Origin of the sequence: Cystobacter fuscus (genome assembly GCF_044360685.1) — a bacterium.
In the GTDB taxonomy this organism is placed as follows: Bacteria; Myxococcota; Myxococcia; order Myxococcales; family Myxococcaceae; genus Cystobacter; species Cystobacter fuscus_C.
Genome location: NZ_CP043491.1, coordinates 9,758,452 through 9,779,929, shown reverse-complemented (window position 1 = coordinate 9,779,929; position 21,478 = coordinate 9,758,452). Strand labels below are relative to the sequence as shown.

Annotated in this window: 21 protein-coding genes; 11 read left to right on the top strand and 10 right to left on the bottom strand. The window is 67.9% G+C overall.

Features of this window, described 5'->3' with window-relative positions; translation table 11 throughout:
- The first annotated feature begins 203 nt into the window (after positions 1-203).
- Positions 204-1,556, top strand: a complete 1,353-nt coding sequence (locus F0U63_RS40075; protein ID WP_395838730.1) for a right-handed parallel beta-helix repeat-containing protein — start codon at positions 204-206, stop codon at positions 1,554-1,556.
- Between the two features lie 51 nt (positions 1,557-1,607).
- Here the strand turns inward: F0U63_RS40075 and F0U63_RS40070 are convergent, their stop codons facing one another.
- The 3 genes from F0U63_RS40070 to F0U63_RS40060 all read right to left on the bottom strand — a co-directional run bounded on the left by F0U63_RS40070 (position 1,608) and on the right by F0U63_RS40060 (position 4,797).
- Positions 1,608-2,228: a hypothetical protein gene (locus tag F0U63_RS40070; RefSeq protein ID WP_395838728.1), complete on the bottom strand. Its 621-nt coding sequence runs from the start codon at positions 2,226-2,228 to the stop codon at positions 1,608-1,610.
- A 54-nt stretch (positions 2,229-2,282) separates the two neighbouring features.
- Positions 2,283-3,161: a Uma2 family endonuclease gene (locus F0U63_RS40065; RefSeq protein ID WP_395848499.1), complete on the bottom strand. Its 879-nt coding sequence runs from the start codon at positions 3,159-3,161 to the stop codon at positions 2,283-2,285.
- A 205-nt stretch (positions 3,162-3,366) separates the two neighbouring features.
- Entirely contained in the window at positions 3,367-4,797 is a 1,431-nt protein-coding gene (locus F0U63_RS40060) for a family 43 glycosylhydrolase (RefSeq protein ID WP_395848498.1), read from the bottom strand.
- Positions 4,798-4,845: 48 nt separating this feature from the next.
- On the opposite strand from F0U63_RS40060, the gene F0U63_RS40055 reads away from it, so the two are divergent.
- The 4 genes from F0U63_RS40055 (at position 4,846) to F0U63_RS40040 (ending at position 9,004) form a co-directional block, all read left to right on the top strand.
- The gene (locus F0U63_RS40055; protein ID WP_395848497.1) at positions 4,846-5,478 is read left to right on the top strand and encodes an SRPBCC domain-containing protein; all 633 of its coding nucleotides are present in this window, start codon (positions 4,846-4,848) and stop codon (positions 5,476-5,478) included.
- A 307-nt stretch (positions 5,479-5,785) separates the two neighbouring features.
- Positions 5,786-7,132 (top strand): SPFH domain-containing protein, encoded by a 1,347-nt coding sequence (locus F0U63_RS40050; RefSeq protein WP_395838726.1) that lies wholly within the window; start codon positions 5,786-5,788, stop codon positions 7,130-7,132.
- 4 nt (positions 7,133-7,136) lie between these two features.
- On the top strand, positions 7,137-8,540 hold the full coding sequence (locus tag F0U63_RS40045; protein WP_395838724.1) for a hypothetical protein: 1,404 nt from the start codon (positions 7,137-7,139) through the stop codon (positions 8,538-8,540).
- Positions 8,541-8,611: 71 nt separating this feature from the next.
- Positions 8,612-9,004: an ASCH domain-containing protein gene (locus F0U63_RS40040; protein WP_395838722.1), complete on the top strand. Its 393-nt coding sequence runs from the start codon at positions 8,612-8,614 to the stop codon at positions 9,002-9,004.
- On the opposite strand, the gene F0U63_RS40035 is transcribed toward F0U63_RS40040, so the two are convergent.
- Both F0U63_RS40035 and F0U63_RS40030 read right to left on the bottom strand, forming a co-directional pair.
- Entirely contained in the window at positions 9,005-10,333 is a 1,329-nt protein-coding gene (locus tag F0U63_RS40035) for a serine hydrolase domain-containing protein (protein ID WP_395838720.1), read from the bottom strand.
- A 239-nt stretch (positions 10,334-10,572) separates the two neighbouring features.
- Complete coding sequence (locus F0U63_RS40030; protein WP_395838718.1) at positions 10,573-11,583, bottom strand: methyltransferase; 1,011 nt, start codon at positions 11,581-11,583, stop codon at positions 10,573-10,575.
- Positions 11,584-11,786: 203 nt separating this feature from the next.
- On the opposite strand from F0U63_RS40030, the gene F0U63_RS40025 reads away from it, so the two are divergent.
- A complete protein-coding gene (locus tag F0U63_RS40025) occupies positions 11,787-12,230 on the top strand; it encodes a hypothetical protein (protein WP_395838716.1) in 444 nt (147 codons plus the stop codon).
- Between the two features lie 132 nt (positions 12,231-12,362).
- Here the strand turns inward: F0U63_RS40025 and F0U63_RS40020 are convergent, their stop codons facing one another.
- Positions 12,363-13,541 (bottom strand): DUF6068 family protein, encoded by a 1,179-nt coding sequence (locus F0U63_RS40020; protein WP_395838714.1) that lies wholly within the window; start codon positions 13,539-13,541, stop codon positions 12,363-12,365.
- 393 nt (positions 13,542-13,934) lie between these two features.
- On the opposite strand from F0U63_RS40020, the gene F0U63_RS40015 reads away from it, so the two are divergent.
- The 3 genes from F0U63_RS40015 to F0U63_RS40005 all read left to right on the top strand — a co-directional run bounded on the left by F0U63_RS40015 (position 13,935) and on the right by F0U63_RS40005 (position 15,964).
- On the top strand, positions 13,935-14,705 hold the full coding sequence (locus tag F0U63_RS40015; protein WP_395838712.1) for a zinc-dependent metalloprotease: 771 nt from the start codon (positions 13,935-13,937) through the stop codon (positions 14,703-14,705).
- A 1-nt stretch (position 14,706) separates the two neighbouring features.
- On the top strand, positions 14,707-15,477 hold the full coding sequence (locus tag F0U63_RS40010) for a trypsin-like serine peptidase (protein ID WP_395838710.1): 771 nt from the start codon (positions 14,707-14,709) through the stop codon (positions 15,475-15,477).
- A 67-nt stretch (positions 15,478-15,544) separates the two neighbouring features.
- Positions 15,545-15,964: a GFA family protein gene (locus F0U63_RS40005; protein WP_395838708.1), complete on the top strand. Its 420-nt coding sequence runs from the start codon at positions 15,545-15,547 to the stop codon at positions 15,962-15,964.
- Between the two features lie 34 nt (positions 15,965-15,998).
- Here the strand turns inward: F0U63_RS40005 and F0U63_RS40000 are convergent, their stop codons facing one another.
- On the bottom strand, positions 15,999-16,862 hold the full coding sequence (locus F0U63_RS40000; RefSeq protein WP_395838706.1) for a ketopantoate reductase family protein: 864 nt from the start codon (positions 16,860-16,862) through the stop codon (positions 15,999-16,001).
- 90 nt (positions 16,863-16,952) lie between these two features.
- Between F0U63_RS40000 and F0U63_RS39995 the strand changes: the two genes are divergently transcribed.
- A complete protein-coding gene (locus F0U63_RS39995) occupies positions 16,953-17,603 on the top strand; it encodes a TetR/AcrR family transcriptional regulator (RefSeq protein ID WP_395838704.1) in 651 nt (216 codons plus the stop codon).
- Positions 17,604-17,617: 14 nt separating this feature from the next.
- Here the strand turns inward: F0U63_RS39995 and F0U63_RS39990 are convergent, their stop codons facing one another.
- The 3 genes from F0U63_RS39990 to F0U63_RS39980 all read right to left on the bottom strand — a co-directional run bounded on the left by F0U63_RS39990 (position 17,618) and on the right by F0U63_RS39980 (position 20,647).
- On the bottom strand, positions 17,618-18,121 hold the full coding sequence (locus F0U63_RS39990; RefSeq protein WP_395838702.1) for a hypothetical protein: 504 nt from the start codon (positions 18,119-18,121) through the stop codon (positions 17,618-17,620).
- 110 nt (positions 18,122-18,231) lie between these two features.
- Positions 18,232-20,106 carry a chloride channel protein gene (locus F0U63_RS39985; protein ID WP_395838700.1) on the bottom strand — a complete coding sequence of 625 codons (1,875 nt, stop codon included), beginning with the start codon at positions 20,104-20,106 and terminating at the stop codon, positions 18,232-18,234.
- Positions 20,093-20,647: a MarR family winged helix-turn-helix transcriptional regulator gene (locus tag F0U63_RS39980; RefSeq protein WP_395838697.1), complete on the bottom strand. Its 555-nt coding sequence runs from the start codon at positions 20,645-20,647 to the stop codon at positions 20,093-20,095. Before F0U63_RS39980 ends, F0U63_RS39985 begins: the two co-directional genes overlap by 14 nt.
- A 129-nt stretch (positions 20,648-20,776) precedes the next feature.
- On the opposite strand from F0U63_RS39980, the gene F0U63_RS39975 reads away from it, so the two are divergent.
- Positions 20,777-21,421, top strand: a complete 645-nt coding sequence (locus tag F0U63_RS39975) for a glutathione S-transferase N-terminal domain-containing protein (RefSeq protein ID WP_395838695.1) — start codon at positions 20,777-20,779, stop codon at positions 21,419-21,421.
- Positions 21,422-21,478 lie beyond the last annotated feature (57 nt).

Here is a 21,478-nt window from a genome sequence, read left to right as displayed (position 1 = left end):
ACGCCCCAGCGATGCTCGCGCCATCTGCGCATACCTCCTCCTCCTCGCCAGATGTGTCTTATGGCTCCTTCGCTGATGCCTTATGTGCCAGGAGTGCGGTGTCTCCGTGACAGACAGATAGGTTTTTACCTCTTGAACGGATTGAATTGATATGCTTGTATAGCCAGGAAAACTGGAGATTCTTGAAAATGCGGAATGAATCTGTGCGCTACACGCTGCTCGCCCTGCTCATCGCGGGAGGTTCGCTCGGGGGATGTGGGCCGGAAGGAGCCGAGACGATCCCTCTCGACGAGCCCACGGCCTCGACGGAACCTTCAGCGGCTGGCGCGGTGAACCCGGGCATCAGCGTCGATAGACCGGACGCGACTCCAGGGTTGGCAACCGCTGCTGTCGTGGCCAAGACCTATTATGTTTCGCCCACCGGAAAGCCGACCAATACCGGCGCTGGTTTCAACAGCGCCTGGGATTTCAAGACCGCTCTCGCCGCGGTCGTGGCCGGAGACACCATCTTGCTTCAGGGCGGGACGTACGCGCTCCCCTATACTCCCGGGGCGAAGAACACGATTGATTTCACCAAATCCGGCCAGGCCGACAAACGGATAACCGTTTCGTCCTACAACAACGCCAGGGCCGTATTCGACTTTTCCTTCCCCGCGCAGGCCTGGGTCCAGGATTCCTTCGGCTTCTACGTGACCGGCAGCTATTGGACCTTCAAGGGGATTGATATTACCCGGGCTGGCTACCAGGGGGCCTATGTCACCGGCTCCTACAACACTTTCGAGAACTGCCGTTTCTACGAAAACCGCAACACCGGCCTGGAGATCAACAAGGGGGGCAACCATACCACGGTGCTCAACTGCGATGCCTTCCGGAACTACGACCCGAAGAAGCTCGGCAGCATGGCCGACGGCTTCGGGCCCAAACAAACCATGGGTCCCGGTAACGTCTTCATCGGCTGCCGGGCCTGGGAAAACTCCGATGACGGCTACGACGCCTTCGACAGTCCTGAAACGGTTGTCTTCAAGGATTCCTGGGCCTTCCGCAACGGGGTCGACGTCTGGGGTTACGGCGGCTTCACCGGCAACGGTAACGGCTTCAAGATTGGTGGCAACGCCAAGCAGGCCAATCACCAACTGACCAACTGCGTGGCCTTCGGCCAGCCGAAAAAGGGTTTCGACCAGAACAACAATAGCGGTGGGGTGAGCATCTACAACTCGATCGCTTACAAGAACGGCACCAACTTCGGGCTCGGAAACCCGGTGAACTCGGGTCAGAAGCACATCCTGAAGAACAATATCTCGCTGGGTGCCTCGAACAGCATCGCCAATTCCACCGAGCAGAAGAACTCCTGGAACACCGGCTTCTCGGTGTCGTCGGCCGACTTCCAGAGCCTGGACACCAACCTGGCGACCGCCGCCCGCAACCCGGACGGGAGCCTGCCCGCCACGACCCTGTTCCGCCTCAAATCGACGAGTGCCCTCGTCAACGCTGGGGTCAACGTCGGTCTGCCCTACAACGGTTCGGCGCCCGACCTGGGAGCTTTCGAGACCCCGTAGCCGCATCGGCGCGACGTCATGCGCGACCTTCCCTCTGGGCAATCCCCCTTTTCACGTGGAAGGTCCGGGCTTCGTCGAGGAGGGCACCTGACGGCGCTCCCAGCGGTACAACGCGGCGACGAGGGCGAGCGTCGCGGCCAGGCCTCCCAGGAAGAAGGTCCGGCCGCTCACGAGGGCGGCGATCGCGCAGAAGGCGGCTACCTCGAACTTCCGGGCACGCGTCACCGTCATGACCGTGCCCCGGTCGTAGCTCAGGCTGACGCCCGCCGCCTCGGGCACATGCAGCATCCGGCGGAAGAGCACGAGATTCTGCAGGTGAACGGAAATGACCGCGAAGCGCGTCATGACGAGCGCGCCACACATGGTCTCGGACAGCTTGTCGGCCAGCCCCTCCGGTAGCTCCTCCGCCACCCACTGGAAGTACGCCACCGCCATGGGGAACAGGAAGGCGCCAAGTGCCAGCGTCAAGAGGAACCGCCGGGATACCCACTGTCCCTTCTCCACCGCCCGCACGAAGAGGGGATTGAGCTCGAGGCTGCCCCCGAAGCGCACCCGCTCCGGGAGATCCCCACGGACACGCAACCTCGCCGTGGCGATGGTGAGCAGATAGTCAGCGCAATGCAGCACGAGCCACAGCACGCCGATCCCGACCGGACTCCAGAGCCAATCCATGAGACCTCTCCCCTCCGGCGCATAGCACGAAGCCTCCGCGCCCCGCGTCCCCGCTCACACCCCGCGCTGCCTGAGGCGCTCCAGCTCGGCCTGTGACTCCGCGAGGCGGCGTTCCAACTCCTCCCGCCTCCGTGTCTCGTCCGCCAGACGCCGCGTCTCGTCCTCCAGACGTCTTTCCGCTTCCTGGCGCAGCTGCTCCGCTTCCTGGCGCAGCCGCTCCGCCGCCTCCAACTGCCGGGCCTCGTCATCCGCGCGCTGTTGCAGCCCCTCCATCATCTCCTGCATCCGGGCGATGAGCTCCTCGTACTCCAGCAACAGCGCGTGCCCCGCCCAGAAGCGCAGCCGCCCCTCTTCCACCTGCAACTCCAGCCCCAACACCTCCGAGGCATAGCGGCCCTGCTCCGGGGTGATGGGGACGTACTCCCTCGCCGCGCTGGACGGCAGCCGATAACCCTCCAGCCGCTGACGGGCCCGGTCGTAGATGAAGTACTCGGGGATGCCCAGCCGCGCGTAGCGCCTCACGTTGTATTCGGCGTCCTTCTTCCGGTCGCCGCCGACGTGAACCTCCAGCACCCAGTCCAGCCCCTTGCCCTCCTGGTTCACCACCCACTTGTTTCGAGGGTGTGTCTCGGCATCCAGCACGGCCAACAGGTCCGGCGCGAAACGGCGCTCGGCGGGGTAGTACACCGGCAGCTCCGTGCCCAGGTACACCCGCCGCCGTTGCCGGGAGAAGTACCCCTTGAGGGCCTGCAGCGCGCCCATCTTCGCCTGGGAGTGCAGGTCTCCCTCCGGCATCGCCATTTCGTCCCATGTCACCTCTCCGGGCAAGGCCTCCACTACCCGGACCCGCTCCTCCTCGCTCATCCTCGCCCACTCTTCCCGAGAGGGTGCCCGGGGAAAGGCATCCTCTCGTTCCTGTTCATCCCGTGCCATGCCCGCCAGGGTGAGGCGCGCGGCGGGCCCGGTCAATCGTCCCCGTGTCGCCAATGAGCAAGCGGTAGGCCATGTGACACAGGCGCGCCCTTTCGAGTGAGCATCGCCGGGAGGCGCGACGAGCCCACTCCACCGCACGTCTCACAGGAGAGACGGTTCAGGCTCTCGCCACCAGCTTCGCCGGACACGAGACCCCTGGCCGAACTCAACCGCCGAGCAACTGCACTTCATACAGAGTAGGCGTGTACCAGTTGTTCGGATTGTTCCACAGCACTGCGTTGACGAGCACGATACGGACGTACCGGGCGTTGAAGTTCACCGCATCTGTCGTGAAGCCATACGTTTTATTCGTCGTTCTATCGATCGTCGTCCAGGTCGTGCCGTTCGTGCTGTGTTCGATCCGATATTGGTGATAGGCCTCCGAGCCGTTGTACAAGAACCACGAGATATCGACCTCCTGGATGTTCCGGGTCGCACCGAGATCGACCTGCCACCAGGAGGGCCAGGTCACGCCGGACGCCTTCCATTCCGCCTGGTAATTGCCGTCGTTCACCCGGCTCGCGGCGAAGCCAGAAGCCGAGGAGCTGGCCGTCGCCGCTCTCCCCAGGGCATGATTGACGAGATTCGGATACGAAACGGCCCCTGTCACGGCATCGATGTTCCACTGACTGCGCCATTCCAAGGAGGCGGTTCCGTTCGCGCCGTTCAAGGTCAGCGGTAGCCAGACGTAGCGAGAATCTCCGAGGCGGCTCGGATTCCACCGGTTTCCCATGTAGAGGTACGTCGTCGCCGACGTGCCCTGCACGGGCAGGATGAAGTTGGACTGCGAATAGAACGTCGAGCTGTTGCCCAGGTTCTGCGCGGCCGACCACGGTCCGTTCATGGAGGTGGCCGTCATGTATTTGGCCTGGTTTGGATACCAGCCCGATGCGCCCGACGTGATCAGGAAATACCGTCCACCCTGTTTGGCGACCGCCGGAGCCTCCCGATGCCCGTTCTCGGCCACCCAACCGAGGAAGGTGGAGACGTTCAAATAGTCGTTCGTCAGTTTGAAGGACGCGAGTGAACCGTTCGTCCCCGTTCCGGAATTCGAGGCGGACAGCAGGTAGGCGCTGCCGTCCTCGTCCTTGAACACGGTCATGTCCCTCGACTCGTAGCCGAGCGGCCGGAAGCTGCCGTGATAGGTGTAGCTGCCGCAGACCGAATTGCTGGAGGCGACCGCGACCCGGCCCAGGGAGTAGTCCGTGGCGTTCTCGTAATGCATCCACATGACGTACTTGCCGGTCGTCTGGTTGTAGATGACTTTGGGCCTTTCGATCTTGCTGCTCGCCAATTCGGCATGAGAACTGGGTTTCAGTGGATAGCCGACCCATTTCCAGTTCTTCAAGTCGGGCGAGGAGTAGCACACGACGTTCCTGAACGTCGCCGAATCATGGAGCTTGTCTTCTCCGATCCAATAATACGTGGAGTCCACCTTGATGACGGAGCCCCCATGCGCCTGAATCGTTCCTCCCGTCGTATCGTACCAGACCGGCCCGTTGTTGATCGTCACGCTCGCCAGTTCGGCACGGTGGGCGTATACGGAAGCCGCTGACACGAGTGGCAAAGAACAAATCGCAAGCACCAGTTTCATCATATTCACGAACATCCCTCCAGAGCATGGGTTGATACGGCCGTTGTGCGGATGATGCCGGCTCATCATCCATGCGGGCCGATCATGCCCCATCAAACAAGGAGCCGTTCGAGTGCTCGATGCCGGTGCCCGGTCGAAACGCTCTTTTTCGACCATCTGACAGAAGGTCAGGTGCCTTGTTCGGACCTCGGGGGGATGTCTTCGCCGTGCAGCTATCGTTCGGGCATGAGTTCGACTCGTATCCTCCGTCGCGTGAATGCTCCGCGTGCGAGCGTCTATCGCGCGCTTCTCGATGCGCGTGCGGTCGCGGCATGGAGGGTGCCGCCCGGCATGAGCAGTCACGTGCATGTATTCGAGCCCCGCGAAGGTGGCTCGATCCGCATCTCGCTCACGTACGACGCGCCGGCCGGGACCGGCAAGACGACCGCGCACACCGACACGTACCACGGCCATTTCGTGAAACTCGTGCCGGACGAGCAGGTGGTCGAAGTGGTCGAATTCGAGACGACGGATCCCGCGCTGAGCGGTGTGATGACGATCACGATCTCGCTCTCCGATGCCGGCGGTGGCACCGATGTCCTCGCGGTACACGATGGGGTTCCGAGCGGCGTGTCGCCCGCTGACAACGAGTCCGGCTGGCGGTTGTCACTCGCGAGACTCGCGGCGCTCGTCGAGGCGGGCTGATACACACGCGACCTGGCTTGAGAGCCAGGACTCGCCTTGCGGATTGTGGCGTACCTGGCGGTCCCCGTGGGGTGCGCGCCATCTGGGGGCACCCTGGGACTTCTCCCCGGAGTGCCTTGGCGTCCGCGCCCGTGGGCTTCAGGACGCACCCGTGCACGTGTCCGTGGGTTCCTCCAGCCACGCGGTGCGTCCGTACAGCCACGTCCTCGCGCTTCCTCCCGGCACTCGCCACGGCCCGCTCCTCTGGCCTTGTCCGCTCGCCTGCTCGGCACTCGCCGTGCATTGCCCTCATCCCGAGAGGGCATTCATGAACGAGCAGAATCAGAACGAGACGCAGCAGCAGGAGTCACGGACGCACGGCGAGGAGAAGCGGAGCGGGTTCCTCCGGAAGATGAGCTCCCTGGCCGGCGAGGCGGCGCGCGGGATGGTCAGCCGGGTCCGGTGGCTCGTCTATGCCGAGCGCGGGCGCCGGGTGATGGCCGGGCTGGCGGTGACGGGGATGGTGGTGGGCGTGGGGGTTGCCCAGCCCGTGTGCATGATCGAGCCTGGCGAGGTGGGCATCCGGGTCAACCGGCTTACTGGCAAGGTCGCCGAGCTGCGCGAGGGCTGGGCCCTGCTGGTGCCGCAAGTCCACCGGCTGAGCCGCTACAGCCTGAAGGACCAGACCTACCAGCCCACCCGGAGCACCCGCGCCACGGACTCGGCTCCCTTCCAGTCCGTCGAGGGCCTGTCCCTAGGCGTCGAGGTCACCATCCGCTACGTGCTCGACCCGGAGCGGATTGCCGCCCTGGCCGCGCGGCTTCCCGAGGATATCGGCCGGGACATCGTCGAGCCGGTCATCGACGGCGTGCTCCGCCGCCACTTCGCCCAGCACACGGTCCGGGAAATCTTCTCGACCCATCGGGTGAAGATCCAGCAGGACATCTCCGCCGAGCTCTCGCCCCTGCTGGCCGCCGATGGCGTCATCGTCCGCTCGGTCACGCTGGGCAACGTGGACCTGCCCCAGCAGTACCGTACCGGCATGGAGGCGCTGCTCGCCGAGGAGCTGAACGCGGAGAAGATGCGCTACACGCTCGAGCTCAAGGACAAGCAGGTGAAGCAGTCCGCGCTCGAGGCCGAGGCCGACAAGGTCCGGCGCGAGAAGGCCGCCGAGGCCGCTGGCAACGAGGAGATCATCGCCGCCAAGGCCAAGGCCGAGGCCATGCGCCACGTCCTGCCCTTCAAGGAGAAGGAGATCGAACAGCGGCGCCTGGAGGCCGAAGCCGCCAAGGTCTCCCGTCTCACCCAGGCCAGCGCCGAGGCCGAGGCGCACCGCATCGAGGCCGCGGGCGAGGCGGATGCCCGGCGCAAGCTCGCCGAGGCCGATGCCTACCGCGTGGATGTCACCGGCAAGGCCACCTCCGAGCAGCTCGCTCGCGACGCCGAGCTGATCAGCCGCAACCCGTTGCTCATCCAGAAGACGCTCGCGGACAAGCTGTCCGACAAGATTCAAGTCATCATCGCTCCGCCCCAGGCGGGCGGTTTCATCGCCGGCAACCTGTTGGGCCAGCCCCAGGAGGCCCGGTACGCGGGCGGCTCGTCGAAGGGCACGCCCCTGGCTCAGGCCGCGGTTTCCGAGAACACGGACTCCGACACCACCGGCTCCGAGGAGTAGGCACATGCTCGCCACGCTCGTCGCCATCGCCCTCGTGGTGCAGGACCAGACGCCCCTGCGCGCCGCGTCACAGGACTCCGCTCCCCGCCAGGCCACCCTCTGGCAGGGCGAGTGGCTGGAGGTCCGGGGAGAAAGGCAGGGGTTCATCCAGGTCTACGACCACCGCCGCGAGCGCCCCGGCTACGTGCGCGCGCAGCAGGTGCGTGTCATCCACCTCGACGAGGCGAGCGTGCCCCGGCTCCAGGCGGTGGTGGAGTTCCTCGAGGACACGCCGGGCGCGGAGGCGCTGGGCATCGGCTACGCGGCGGCGCTGCTGCGCGCGGCACCGGCCTCTCAGGTGGGGCCAGAGATCTTCGACGCGTTGGGCACCCTGGCGGACCGGCTCGCCCGGCGGGCCACCTCCCACAGGAGCAATGACGCATCCCTGGCGGCGCACCTCGACGTGGCGGCCAGCTACGGGGTGAAGCTCGTCAGCTTCGAGCGCGAGGGCCGCACCCGCGTCTGCTATGACGGCGAGGCGTTCCGCCGGGTGCTGGCGCTCGGTGGAAGCCCCGAGATGCGGCTCCGGGCGGCGCTCGCGCTGACGCGGCCCGAGTGCATCGACCCGGCGATGAACCCGCTGGAGCGGCAGGCGCTCGACGAGTGGCGGAGCACGGTGCTGGAGCAGGTGGACGCGGGCCGGCTGCCGGCGTACCTGGCCAACCGCCTCCACCTGCGCCGTGCCGAGGTCCACGCGGCCCTGGCCTACCAGCTCTCCCGCCGGGGCGAGGCGCAGCGGGGCACGAAGGCCAGCGAGCACGCGGTGGCGTCGCTGGCGAGCGTCCTCAAGGCGGAGCTGGCCGAGGAGGACAAGTCCGCCTACGCGGTCGCCGCGGTGCGGGTGGGCGCCTCGCGCTTCGCGTCCGAGCCCGCCTCGGAGCAGCCAGGGGCCGGGCCGGTGCTCGCGCTCTCCAAGGGGCAGCCGGGGGAGACCTGCCTGCGTCTGGCGGACGCGAGGGCTCCAGGGTCCGCCCTCTTCGAGCGCTGCACCTATGGGCTGGTGTGGCCGGGCTCGGTGCGGCGCTCCGCCCAGGGCTCGGCGGTGGCGGTGGCGGTGCAACTGCTGGAGGGGTGGACCGAGCTGTGGGTCTTCCACCAGGAGGGGGAGGGGTGGGTGCTGGACGCCCTGGCGCCCGCGGCGACCGAGCCGAGCCTGGGCTACGTGGAGCTCGCGGGCTTCTCCCCGGATGGCTCGCGCGTGTTGGTGGCCCGGGAGGCCCTGGTGGAGAGCCGCATCAAGTCCTCCTTCCAGGTGCTCAAGCGAGACACCCTGCTGCCGGAGAAGAGTGCCGACAGCCCGGGGGCCCTGGGCGCATTCCAGCGCTGGAGTTCCGCTGACTGGCGCGGCGGCACCGTGGCCATGCGCTGAGCCCGATACCCTCTTGGTCCCTCTGTGGCTTCCGGCGAGCATGGCGAGTTGTCCGGACTTGAGGAGGCGCAATGGCTGGAGCAGTTCACGACGATTGGATGCAGCTCGAGCGCTTCTCGTTCGGCGATGGGCCAGCCTTGATCGACAGCCTTCTCGCCCTGGTTCTGTCGGGCGCGAAGACCGCCACCTGCTGGGCGGCGCGCGACGGCAAGCTCACGGAGGTGGGTAAGCGGATGGTCGCCTGCGACTCCACAGGCACCCCGCGTGTCGTCCTGGAGACCGTCACCCTCGAACAGGCGCGGTTCGATGAGGTGGACGAGGACTTCGCCCGGGAGGAGGGCGAGGGCGACCTCACGCTTGCCTGGTGGCGCGAGGCCCACCAGGCCTATTTCGAGCGCAACGGTGGCTTCGACCCGAAGATGCTGCTGTGGTGCGAGCGGTTCCGCGTGGTGCGGCTTCTCTAACTAGCCCTGGAGGGCCTCGTAGGCCGAGCGCCAGAAGTCCACGAACGCCGCGGGCGCGGTGGGCGAGTCCATGGTCCGCTGCGTCAGCAGGATGCCGATCAGCCCCGTCTCCGGGTCCCAGTAGCAGGAGGTGCCGTAGCCGCCGTCCCAGCCGAAGCCCCGGGGATCTCCGGGCTCGTGCCGGGTGATGACGGACACGGCATAGCCCCAGCCCTGCTTGTCCCAGAAGCCCGGGCTGAAGGGCGACACGGCCTTCTGCGCGGGCGTGATGTGGTCGGTGGTCATGAGCGACACCGAGTGCTCCGAGAGGATGCGTCCGCCCGGGTACGCGCCCCGGTTCAGCATCATCCGGGCGAAGGCGAGGTAGTCATCGGCCGTGGAGACCAGGCCCCCCGCCGCGGACGGAAACCCCGGCGACTGGCTGAACCGGCTGTCCTTCCCCGGGGGGTCGAAGACGATGAACTCCCCGGACTCGGGGTTGCGGAAGTAGGTCGTGGGCAGCCGCTCGAGCTTTTCGGCCGGCACGCTGAAGCCCGTGTCCTTCATGCCCAGCGGCTCGAAGAAGCGCTCCCGGAGGAACGTCTCCAATGGTTGGCCCGAGGCCCGCGCGAGCAGTGCGCCCAGCACGGTGATGCCGGTGTCATACATCCAGACCTCGCCCGGCTGATGGATGAGCGGCAGCGAGCCCAGGGCCGCGAGCCAGGCCTCCGCGTTGGGCGCCGTGGACAGCTCGGGACCCACGCCCACGCCCCGCTCGTTCATCGCCTGGACGATGGGGTAGTCACCCGGTGACATGATGGCGCCCGTTCCCAGGCGCAGCGTCAGCAGATCGCTCACGAGGATGGGACGCTGGGCGGGTACGGTGTCGTCCACCGGGCCATCGGGACGCTTGAGCACCCGGCGATGGGCGAGCTCCGGCAGCAATCGGTCCACGGGCTCGTCGAGGCGGAGCTTGCCCTCCTCCACCAGCAGCATCGTCGCGGCGCCCGCGAGGGGTTTGCTCATCGAGGCGATGCGGAAGATCGTGTCGCGCCGCATCGGCGCCGCGCCACCGAAGCCCAGGGAGCCGATCGCGTCCGTGTGCACCTCGTCGCCCCGGGCGAGCAGCGTCACCACCCCCGGCAGGTCGCCCCGCTCCACGTGGGCGGCCATGGCCGCGTGCAGGCGCTCGAGCCCCGCCTGGGAGAAGCCCGAAGCGTCCGTCCCGTCCCGCGTCTCCGGCCGGCTGCACCCCGCCAGGGCCGCCACGCCCAGCGCTCCGGCCCCCTTGAGGACATTCCGCCGGCTGATCGTCTCCGAGCCCGTGCCATTGCCGCGACGTCGCATCATCCGCTCCTATCGTGCCCCGGTGGGGGCGAAAGGGGACAACCCGGGGCACCTTAGGAATGGCCCCTGACACGGAGTCGGAGGCCCCAGCAGGGTGTCAGACGACTCGTAGGCCCCCATCAGGGTGTCAGACGACTCGTAGGGACGACTCGTAGGCCGGGCGGGGTGTCCCGGGCGGGGTGTCAGACGACTCGTAGGCTGTTGGAACGAGTCCTTTGACACCTTTCCCGGGGGGACTCGTCTCAGGCCGCCACGGCCTCGGTGATGCTGAGCGCGGCCGGCGTGTGGATGACTCGCGTGAGCCGCAGCCCCGCCTGAGCGAAGAGCGTCCTGAACTCCTCCTCCGTGCGCTCGCGCCCCGGCAGGGACATCATCAGCATGACGTCCACCACCTTGCCGTCATGCGGCGTGTTCCCTGGGGGAACGACGGCGTCCACCACCAGGATGCGCCCGTGCTCCGGCATGGCCTTGCGGCAATTGCGGAGGATGCGGACGCAGACCTCGTCGTTCCAGTCGTGGAGGATGCGCTTGAGGAGATACGCGTCCGCGCCCGCGGGTACCGACTCGAAGAAGTCCCCCTCCGCGAGCTCGCAGCGCTCCGTCAGGCCCGCCTGGGCGATCCGGGCCTCGGCGAGGACGTGGCGATGGTCGTAGAGCACGCCGCGCACCTGGGGAGCGGCCTTGAGCACTTCGACGATGAAGCCACCATGTCCTCCCCCCACGTCCACCACGCGTTTCATCGCCGAGAAGTCATAGCTCCTGGCGATGGGGCCATTCTCCAGGTCGGACAGGCAGGACATGCCGCGGTGGAAGCGGGCCCCTTCCTTGGCGTCACGCTGGAGGTAGTCGAAGAAGGGCGCGCCGAAGATGCGGTCGAAGGGATCCTTCCCCTTGCGCACCGTCTCCGAGAGTTCCCCGGCGGGCGCCCAGAAGGTGCGCTGCGTGAGCATCAGCACGGCGCTGCGCAGGGAGTCCGGTGCGTTCGTGCGGAGGTAATGGGCGGCGGGCGTGAGCGAGAAGCGCCCGGAGTCGTCCTCGGAGAACACCTCCACGCTCGCCAGCAGGCGGAGGAGCCGGTACAGCGATTGGGGATCGGCCCCCAGCTCTTCCGCAAGTGACGCGGCGCTCCGAGGGCCTTGTTCCAGCAGGTCGGCCACGCCCAGTTCCGCCGCGGCACACAGTGCGGCGGAGTGGATGAAGCCAAAGCTCAGGTCGACAATTCGCTGCGAGGGATTCACTGTGAGCGGATTCATGCCTCACATTCTTGGGCCAGATTTCAAGAGGAGGTCAATAGAAACGCGTACCCGCCGTGAAGGTTGCACACGTGCCGCGCTCGCGGCTGGGCTGTGTCGCCAGCGAAGGTGTCTGCCGAGAGGGTGTCCGCTATGGTGCTTACGCCATTGGGGATTCACGAACACGTATGGGTGAGACGGCTACGGTGATCGAACGGACGAGCATGATCAACGCGCCCCTGCGGTCCGTATGGGAACGCGTCGCGAGTGCCGAAGGGATCAACGACGAGATGCGACCCTGGCTCACGATGAGCGCTCCGCGTGGGGTTGGCGTACTCGATCTCAATACCGTACCCGTGGGGGTGCCGCTTGGCCGCGCGTGGTTGAGGCTCTTCGGCGTGCTCCCCCTCGACTACGATCTCTTGACCCTCGTCGAGCTGGAGCCGGGCCACCGCTTCCACGAGAAGTCGACCATGGCGAGCATGAGGTGCTGGGAGCACGAGCGCGTCCTCGTCGCACGCGGTGGCTCGACCGAGGTCACGGATCGGGTCACGTTCGTGCCGCGCTGGGGACTCTTGTGGGCGCGGCCCATGCTCGCGCGCGTGGTGCGGGAATTCTTCGCGCATCGGCATCGCCGGTTGGCGCGGTATTTCGCGCGCGCTCGCTGAACTCGAGGGTCCCTGTCGCTCGGGACCTCGAGGGCAGGCGCATCGAGGGGCGCCTCGACTCGGATGCTCTACTGGAGCCGTGCCGGCTCGGAGTCGGGCGCCACCTCGGGACGACGACGTGGAGGGCTGGCGTTACTTCTGGCCCCCGAGCCACGTGCCCCACCGCACGAGGCGCGTGCCACCCTCGGACTCGCGCTTGCCACCGGCGGCCACGCGCTCGGTGCTGCTGGCGAGCGGCTGGAAGCGCGCCTCATAGGGCAGGCCCGCGAGCGCCGGAGCCCACGGCTCGGCCGCGTAGGTCTCCGAGAAGACGCGCGAGGTGCCCTCGACGTTCTCGGTGCGCTGCTCGGTGAGGGCGGGCACGCTGCGGCCCTCCGCGGTGAAGGTGCCACGGGTGCCGGACGCGGCGGTGGCGGGAGGCCAGTTCCCCGAGGACAACGCCTCCCAGGGCAGGCTGATCAGCAGCTCCTCGAGCGGCTCCGGCTCGGCCTGGGAGAAGTCGGAGCAGGGGGCGGTCTGGGGGTCGATGGGGCCCTCGGTGCGCAGCAGGTAGCCACGCTCGGCGGCGAAGCACACGCGCTGCACGCTGGGAGAGGGGCCCACGTCCACGCTCCGCTCGTAGTACGCGCCCGGGCCCAGGGGCCGCTCCAGCGCGGGCACGGGCGTGTTGGCACCGTCCGAGCCCTCGCGGAACTCGCGCAGGGTGAGCTGGAAGCCGCCCGAGGCGCCGAAGCCGGAGAGCGTGGTGTTCGCGTCGAGCAGGCCGCGGGTGAGGTAGAGCGGGCCCGGAGCGTTGGCGTACACGCGCGTGCGCAGGGGGCCGTCCACGGGACGCTGGTCGCTGACGTAGCGCATGGCCTCCCAGGTGCGGCCCGCGCTGGAGGGCGTCTCGGCGGTGGCCTCGCCCGCGTGGGGCACGTCGAGCGGGCGCGTCGTGTCCGCGCGCACGGGGAGCAGGAGCTCCTGCGACAGCCGCGGATGGGCCAGGGGCTTGCCGGCCTCGTCGGTGTAGGCCAGGCGCACCCAGACCCAGGGCTGCTGCACGGCCACCACCTCCAGCGTCAACTGACCGCCGAGGGTGCGCGCGGTGCCGCCGCCGCGGGGCTCGGAGCCGTGGGTCGCGGAGAAGGAGTAGGTGACCCGGTCGCCCACGCGGGCGCGCTTCCAGGCGTCAGCGGTCTGCATGGCGGTGGGCTCCTGGGTCTGGGACGGAGAAGGGCTGCTCGACTTCGTGGTCTCGCAGCCCGGGAGGAAGGACAGGGCCGCGCCCAGCAGCGCGGCGAGGGGGAGGTTGGAGTGGCGCATGTGCATGTGGGACTTGATACACCGGGAGCGTATTCACGCCCATTCCAGTGACTCGGAGCGTATTCGGTCCATCCTCGAGCCCTGATGCGTGCGCGGGGTGGTCAGGGTCCACTGTCCGAATGGAAAGCACCCCGTCCGAGATTCGGACAACCCGGTGTCGTGTGCGCAACCCTTTGAGCTGATAGCTTTTTTAGCACAAAACGTCAGGACCCTTTACAAGAAGTCCGGAGACAGCGGGAGCACCCGTGCTCCAGGGTTAAGCGGGTATTGCCAGCCAAGTCCTTGTTTTCCGGTGTGCCCGGGTGTTGGCCCGAGGGTTGCTCATGGCAAGGGGCGCGCGGTCGCGGCTGGACCCCCCCAGGCGACCGCGTCCAACCTCAGGACGACGGGATCACGAAAATGTTCAAGAGAGCGGCAATCCTCGTGGTGAGCTGTGGCGCGGTGCTGTCTGGTTGCGGTGCCGACATGCAGAGCGAGAACCAGGAGATCATCTCCAACCTGGTCGAGGCTGGGTTTCCGGCCGATGACATCATGGTTCACGAGGGTGCCGTGTACGTGGGGCTCGACGCCCACGTGACCCTCGAGGCGTCGCGCGAGATGCTCCAGCCGGGCAAGGAGAGCGCGGAGCAGTACCAGACGACCAACCTCGTCGGTACCTCCGTGACGAAGATCTGCGTCAATCCCACCTCCTCGTTCACCAGCTACAGCCGGCTGAGCGCCGGGCTCGATGCGGCCATCGCCAATTACAACGGCCTGGGGCTGCGCATCACCTTCGCGCGGGGACCGACCACCGGCTGCACCGCGAACATCACCGCGACGACCATGTCCGGCGCCGGCGGCTCCGCGGGCTTCCCCTCGGGCGGCAAGCCCTACGGGACCATCAATATCGGCACCGGGCTGCAGAGCTACAGCGCTGACGTGAACGAGCACGTCATCACGCACGAGCTCGGCCACGCGATCGGCTTCCGCCACTCGGACTACTACAACCGGTCCATCAGCTGCGGCGGCACCGCCACCAACGAGGGCTCCTCGGGCGTGGGTGCCATCCTCATCCCCGGCACGCCGAGCACGGCCACGGTGGGCGGTTCGATCATGAACTCCTGCTTCCGCTCGACCGAGACCGGCGAGTGGACCAGCTCCGACAAGACGGCGCTGAACTACCTCTACTGAGATGGCGCCGCGGCCCCCTGGTCCGTTCATGACTCTGTGGGGCCCGCTCCTCGCGGGCTCCGTCGTCCTGGGCCTCGCGGCCTGTGGAACGGCGGCGCCCGTGGATCCCCCGGTCTGCGAGGAGCCGGAGAAGCCAGAGGTGAGCAGCCTCTGGCAGTGCGGTCCGACGCTCGATTTCACCCCCATCAACAGCTACCAGGGCGAGTTCGCCGACGTCGTCCAGGACAGGGAAGACGCGGTCGTCCTGATCGACGGACGCTGCACCGGAACGCTGATTGAAGCGAGCGCGGGACCGGTGGTGTTGACCGCGGGTCACTGCGTCGGACTCGGCGACCGGTCGCTGCTGGTCTTCAACTTCGAGAACGAGCCCGACGGCGACCCGCTGGTGGTCGAGGGCACGGTCATCGAGCAATCGGCCGAGCCCGACTATGCGCTCATCCAGCTCGATGCGCTTCCCGCGGTCACGCCGGTCTTGCTGACGACCCGGATCAGCGAGCGGTTGGCGATCATCCAACATCCCCGGGGCCGGCCCAAGGTCATCGCCGAAGGCAGGTTCCTGGGCTCATGCAATCAGCTCGTCTACTACACGGACCTGGACACCCTGGTGGGGAGTTCCGGCGCTGGCGTGCTCAACCGTCAAGGCTACCTGGTGGGCATCCACACCGACGGCGATTGCGATGAAAAAGGCCACGGAGCCAACAGGGGTTGGACCGTGCAATCGATTGTCGAAGCCTCTCCGTACCTGCAGAGCACCGACCTCGCCGAACGCTGACGTCACACCGGTGTCCACGCCAGTTCCGTGGATTGAATGCAAGCTGGACGCCGGATAGAACCCGGGAATGGGTGAGACGAGGGTTCGCTACACGGGTGGTTGTCTCTGCGGCGCGCTGCGGTACGAAGCCGAGGGGGAACCGTTGTTTACCGGCTATTGCTACTGCGCCGACTGCCGGAAGGCCTCTGGTTCGGGCTTCATCCCGTTCATGGGGTTCGCGAGCAGCGCGGTCCGCTTCAGCGGCGAGACACGGCAGTTCTGGTCAAAGTCATACAGGGGCACGGACTCCGTGCGCAACTTCTGTCCTGTCTGCGGCGGGCTCGTGTTCGGGGGAGAGGTCGGCAAGGACGATTCCCATACCATCTACGCGGGTTCCCTGGACGAGCCGTCGTCCTTCCGTCCGCAGATCGCGATCTTCACACGCAACCGCCCGGCCTGGGTCGCGCTACCGCCGGACCTCCCGGCCTTCGACACCATGCCGGATTGAGCCCCGCGAACCTGGGGGCGATTCGTGGCGGGCATCACGGCCGCAGCGACTGAAGCCTCGTGCTCCGCGCTGGCGCGGCGGCGACCATGGCGTCGATCAGCGTGCGCGCCTCCCCGGGCCCCTTCTCTCCGAGTGAGGCGATCATGGGGTGCCGGCTGAGCAACCACAGCCCGAGCGTGGTGACAGGCGCCGGTAGCTTGCCGAGGATCGCCAGGTTCGAAGGCGTCACCGGATGCCCGAGCGAGCGAACGAGGGCGAGCCCTTCGGCCAGGCCGAGAGCCACCTCGCGCGACTCCTTCCACGAGAGCCCGGAGCCTCGCTCGTGCACACGGGTCGCGGTGATCATCACGGGCACCACCACCGAGGCGTGGGTGCGCAACCAGCTGTGCATCTCGACCTGCGTGTCGGTGGCGATGCCGGCCTTCGAGAAGACCTCGGCCCATGCGGGGTCCGTCACGATGGTGATCTGCGGAGCGACGCGCGAGCGAGGGATGACTAGCGCTTTGAGTTTGCCGTCCTTGAGTTCGGCGAAAATGGCTGGAAAGCCAAAGACGAAGCGGTGGGCCCCCACCGCTTCGCGCAACCGGTCGAGCGGCGCGAAGGTGTTGAACATGAACATCACCTGCTTCGCGGCGCTGTGTTGCAACGCGGGCAACACCGCATCGACCTGGTGTTCGAGAACGGTGACCAGCACCAGATCCCACGGGATGGTGGTGTCGAGCGCGGCACTCACCTCGACCGGTGCGCGCTGCTCCTCCGTGGTGACGATGGCGCGCTCCTTCTCGAGCCACGCGAGGCGGGCACCGCGCGCGACGACCGTCACGTCGTGACCCGCGCGAGCGAGATGAAAAGCGAATGTGCTGCCGATGGGACCGGGTCCGACGATGGCGATTTTCATGGTGGGTCAGACATTTGTACAAATGTCTCGAACAGAAGTCTAGGACAAGTGTCCAAGACGCTTGTTCCGATATCGGGTATGCTCGCACCCATGGGAAATCGTGAGGATCTGCTCGCGGGAGCCAGGCGCTGCCTGTACGAGAAGGGGTACGCGCGGACGACGGCACGCGACATCGCCGCCGCGGCGGGAACGAGCCTGGCGGCGATCGGCTACCACTTCAAATCCACCGAGGCGCTGCTGAACGCGGCGCTCCTCCACACGTGCGAGGAGTGGGGCGAGGAGATGCAGCGTGCGCTGGCCTCCGAGGTCCTGTCCGAGGCCACGCCCCTGGAGCGGTTCGAGGCCATCTGGAAGCGGGTGTTCGAGTCGTTCGCCACACACCGGCGGATGGTGTCCGCGAGCGTCGAGGCCTACGTGAGCGCGGGGCACGTGCCGGAGGTCCGCGAGCAGCTCGCCACCGGCCTGGAGGCGGGGCGCGTCCACCTGGCCCGGATGTTCCAGGACCTGGATGCCACCGCCGACAGGAAGGCGTGGGCGGTCGGCTCGTTCTACCAGGCGCTCCTCAGCGGGTTGCTGCTGCAGTGGCTGATGGATCCGGAGCGCGCTCCATCGAGCAAGGACCTGACCGACGCACTGCGGATCATCGCGGCGGGCGTCGAGCCGGGCGGAACGAAGGACAAGGTCCAGAAGGGCAAGGCCAGGAAGGGCAAGGCCCCTCCGGCCGGAGGCAAGCGGGGCTGAGCGTGCCCGGTGCCTCAACCGCCATGGAGGGGGAGGCGCTTGCGCGGCCCTCCGCTGCGGGTGATGTCCATCTCGCTCGGGGCCTTCTTGCGGCCCTGGACCGGTGAGCCGCGCTTGCTGCGCGCCTCCTGGCGCTGCTTCGCCTCGTTGCGCGGCACCTTGGGACGCTCCTCTCGGCGGTAGGCGGCGGCCTCCTCGGTGGCCACCGTCTTGCGGCGGTGCCCCTGGCGATAGGTGGCGGCGGCCTCGTCCGGAATCGTCTCGCGGCGCGAGGTGCTGCTGCCGGTCCCGGGCAGGGGCAGCTTGAGGCTCTGGGCCGTCTTGCCCTCACCGGGCGGGCGGCGCCGGCTGACGGAGCGCTCGGTGGTCCGAGTGCTGCCGACGACACCGCGGCTCTTCTTGAGGGCGTGGGCGCTCTTGCCGACGGGGACCTCGCCGGTATCCGAGGCCATCACCGTCATTGTCGTGCCCTTGGCCTTGGCTGTCTTGGCACGCAGTTGCTTGGTCTTCTCTGGCATGGGACCTCCCACCTGTTGAGGTAGGAATGGCCCTCCAGATTGACCAGGGGGCGGTCCAGTGGTCCAAGGCCCCGCCATGCCCCTGGGGGAGGGCGTCTGGGCAGGCGTGCTCAAGCCGACGAGGAGGATGGACGTGGAGCTCCCCATCCCCGTTCGGGCTCATGGGCTTCTTGCAGCCGGCGGTGGTGCGCGGCCAGCAGATCGCTGCGCGTGAGGATTCCCACCAGCGTCCACGGCGCGTCGCGCTTGACCACTGGTAGCCGCCCCACGCCCTCCCTCACCATGTGGTCCGCCGCCTCGCGCAGGGTGCTGTCCTCGAAGACCACCGCGGGAGGCCTGCCAATGAGCTCGCGCACGGGCCGGGACTCGCCCGCCTCCGCCAGCAGCTCACGCCGGGTGACGACCCCCAGAAGCCGTCCAGCCGCGTCCACCACCGGGAAGCCCTGGTGCCGTGTGCCCGCCGCCCCTCCCTCGAGCCAGGCGCGTACCGCCGCCACCGTGTCCTCCGCCCTCAGGGTCACCACGGGCCGCAGTCCCTGCTCACGCACCAGCGTGTTGGCGAGCACGTCCGCCGCGTATTCCGTGGGCACCCGCGCCCCGCGCCGCGCCAGCTTCTCCGTCATGATGGAGTGGCGCATGAGCAGCGCCGAGACGAGATAGGCCGCCGCGCAGCCACCCAGCAGGGGCAGCAGACCCAGGGGTTGGCGCGTCGTCTCGAAGGCGAACACCACCGAGGCCAACAGCGCGCGCGATGCCCCGGCGAAGATGGCCGCCATGCCCACCAGCGCCGCGATGCGCACGTCCACCCCCAGTCCGGGCACCCACACCACCGCGAGCGCCCCCAGCGCCGAGCCGAGCCCTCCTCCGATGGTGAACAGCGGCGCCAGCGTCCCGCCCGAGGTGCCGCTGCCCAGCGCGATGGACCAGGAGGTGAACTTCAACAGGCAGAAGACGAGCGCCGCCGTGCCCACCAGCCGCCCCGAGAGGATGGCCTCGATGTTGGTGTAGCCCACGCCCAGCGTCCGCGGCTCGAACCACCCCACCGCCCCCACCGCGAGCGCCCCGAGCGCCGGCCACCACATCCAGTGCAGGGGCAGCCGCTCGAAGGCGTCCTCGATGGCATAGACGGCCCGGGTGGCCCCCACCGAGGCCACGCCCACCAGCGCACCCAGGGCGATGTAGAAGGCCAGCGCTCCGCCTCCAGGCGCCGCCACGTCCGGCACCGCGAAGGCCGGCGCGCCTCCCACGAAGAGCATCCGCACCGCCGTGGCCGTGCTGGTGGCCAGCGCCACGGGGATGAGCGAGCGTGGCTTGAGCTCGAACAGCAGCAGCTCCACGGCCAGCAGCACCGCGGACACCGGCGCCCCGAAGGTGGCCGCCATGCCCGCCCCCGCTCCCGCCGCCAGCAGCACCTTGCGCTCGTCCGCCGTCACCCGGAGCACCTGGCCCACGAGCGAGCCCAGCGCGCCGCCCGTGGCGATGATGGGGCCCTCCGCGCCGAACGGTCCTCCCGTGCCGATGGCCACCGCCGCCGACAGCGGCTTGAGGAACGTCATCCGCGGAGGAATGCGGCTGCGGTTGAGCAGCACCTGCTCCATGGCCTCGGGGATGCCGTGCCCGCGGATGGCCTTGGATCCATAGCGTGCCATCACCCCCACCACGAGCGCCCCGAGCACGGGAATCACGAGCACCCACGCGCCTCGCGTGTGCTCCGCGGGCGACACCTCCTCCAGCGACACCCGGCCGAAGAAGGCGAGCTGGGTGATGAGCGCGATGAGCGCGCCGAGCAGCCGGGCCACCAGCCCCGCGGCGATCGCCAGCAGCACGCTCAGGCCACAGAGCCACACCACGCGGCCGTCCACGGGGCCCGTGGTGAGGGGCGCGCGTGGCTCGGTCTGCAACGTGGGCCCCATCGAGGGCGCCACCGGCAGTGTGTCCCGGCCGTTCAGCCCCTCCTCGGGCGAGAGAACCTCAGGTCTTTTCATGGCGTCGTTTCCCCTGGCGCCGCTTCGTGGGCGCCTCGTCCTCGAAGAAGAGCGGTGCGGCCTGCTTCTCCAGCCCCAGTTCGCGCACGAGCGCGTCGAGTCCCCGCGCGAGCGCGGTGCGCTGGTCCGGCTCCAGCCGGAGCACTCCCGCGATGAGCTGTGTCTGGGCCATGGGCGGCGCGGTGCGCAGCAGCTCCTCGCCCTCTGCCGTCAGCGACACCTCCACACGCCGCCCATCCACCGGCGAGGGCCGACGCGACACCAGCCCCGCCTCGATGAGGCCGCTCACCGCCACCGAGACCGAGCTCTGGTGCGTGAACGTCCGCTCGGCCAGTTGGTTGATGGAACAGGGGCCCGCCTCCGCGAGCTGTTGGAGCACGAAGAGCCGCGCGCCACTCAGGCCCAGCCGCTCCTCGGAGGCCCGGGCGGACATGCGCAGCATCCGCACGATGCGCCGGATCGCGTCCAGCGACGTGCGCACCTCCTCTGGATTCTCCGAGGCGGGCCTGGCTCGGGCGGGGCGAATTGTATGGGAGCCCATATAATTCTCCGGATACACCCGAGCGGGTACGCGCGCAAGGGTGGGGTGCTCCTTTGCTCGACGAGTCACTCGCCATTCGGGGGAGGCGGTGACAGTCTTCGTGTGGTTCCCGGAATGGGAGGAGCACGTATGCCCGCTGCGTTCGAAGAGCTCGCCAGGCCCGTTCTCATCGGCCGCTCGAGTTCACACTTCACGCGCGTCACGCGGATCTTCGCCGCGGAGATGCGCATCGACTACTCCCTCCAGGTGGTGCGCGACCTCATGTCCTCCAATCCGGAGGACTACGGCGGCAACCCCGCGCTCCGAATACCGGTCTTGCGGACGTCCCGCGGTGTCTGGTTCGGTGCGCTCAATGTCTGTCGCGAGCTGTGGCGGCGGGCGAGTCCCAGACCTCGCGTGGTCTGGCCAGAAGACCTCGACGAGCCCTTGCTCGCCAATGCGCAGGAGCTGGTGCTTCAGGCCATGGCGACGGAGGTGGCGCTGATCATGGCCGGGATGGCCGGCACCAGCGACAGCAATGCCCACCACGCGAAGATGCGAAAGGGGCTGGCCGACATGATGTCGTGGCTGGAGGAGAACGCGAGGCCCGCGCTCGCCGCGCTCCCGCCACACCGGGACCTGAGCTTCCTGGAGGTCACGCTCTTCTGTCTCGTGACCCATCTGGAGTTTCGGGGCGTCTTGCCGACGGCCTCCTATTCCGAGCTGAACAGGTTCTGCCAGCAATTCGCGACGCGAGCTTCTTGCGGCGAGACCACGTATCGCTTCGACACGTGAAGGCCGGCAGGACGCGTTGGTGGCTTGACCGGAGCGTACTTGCGGAATGACACTTCC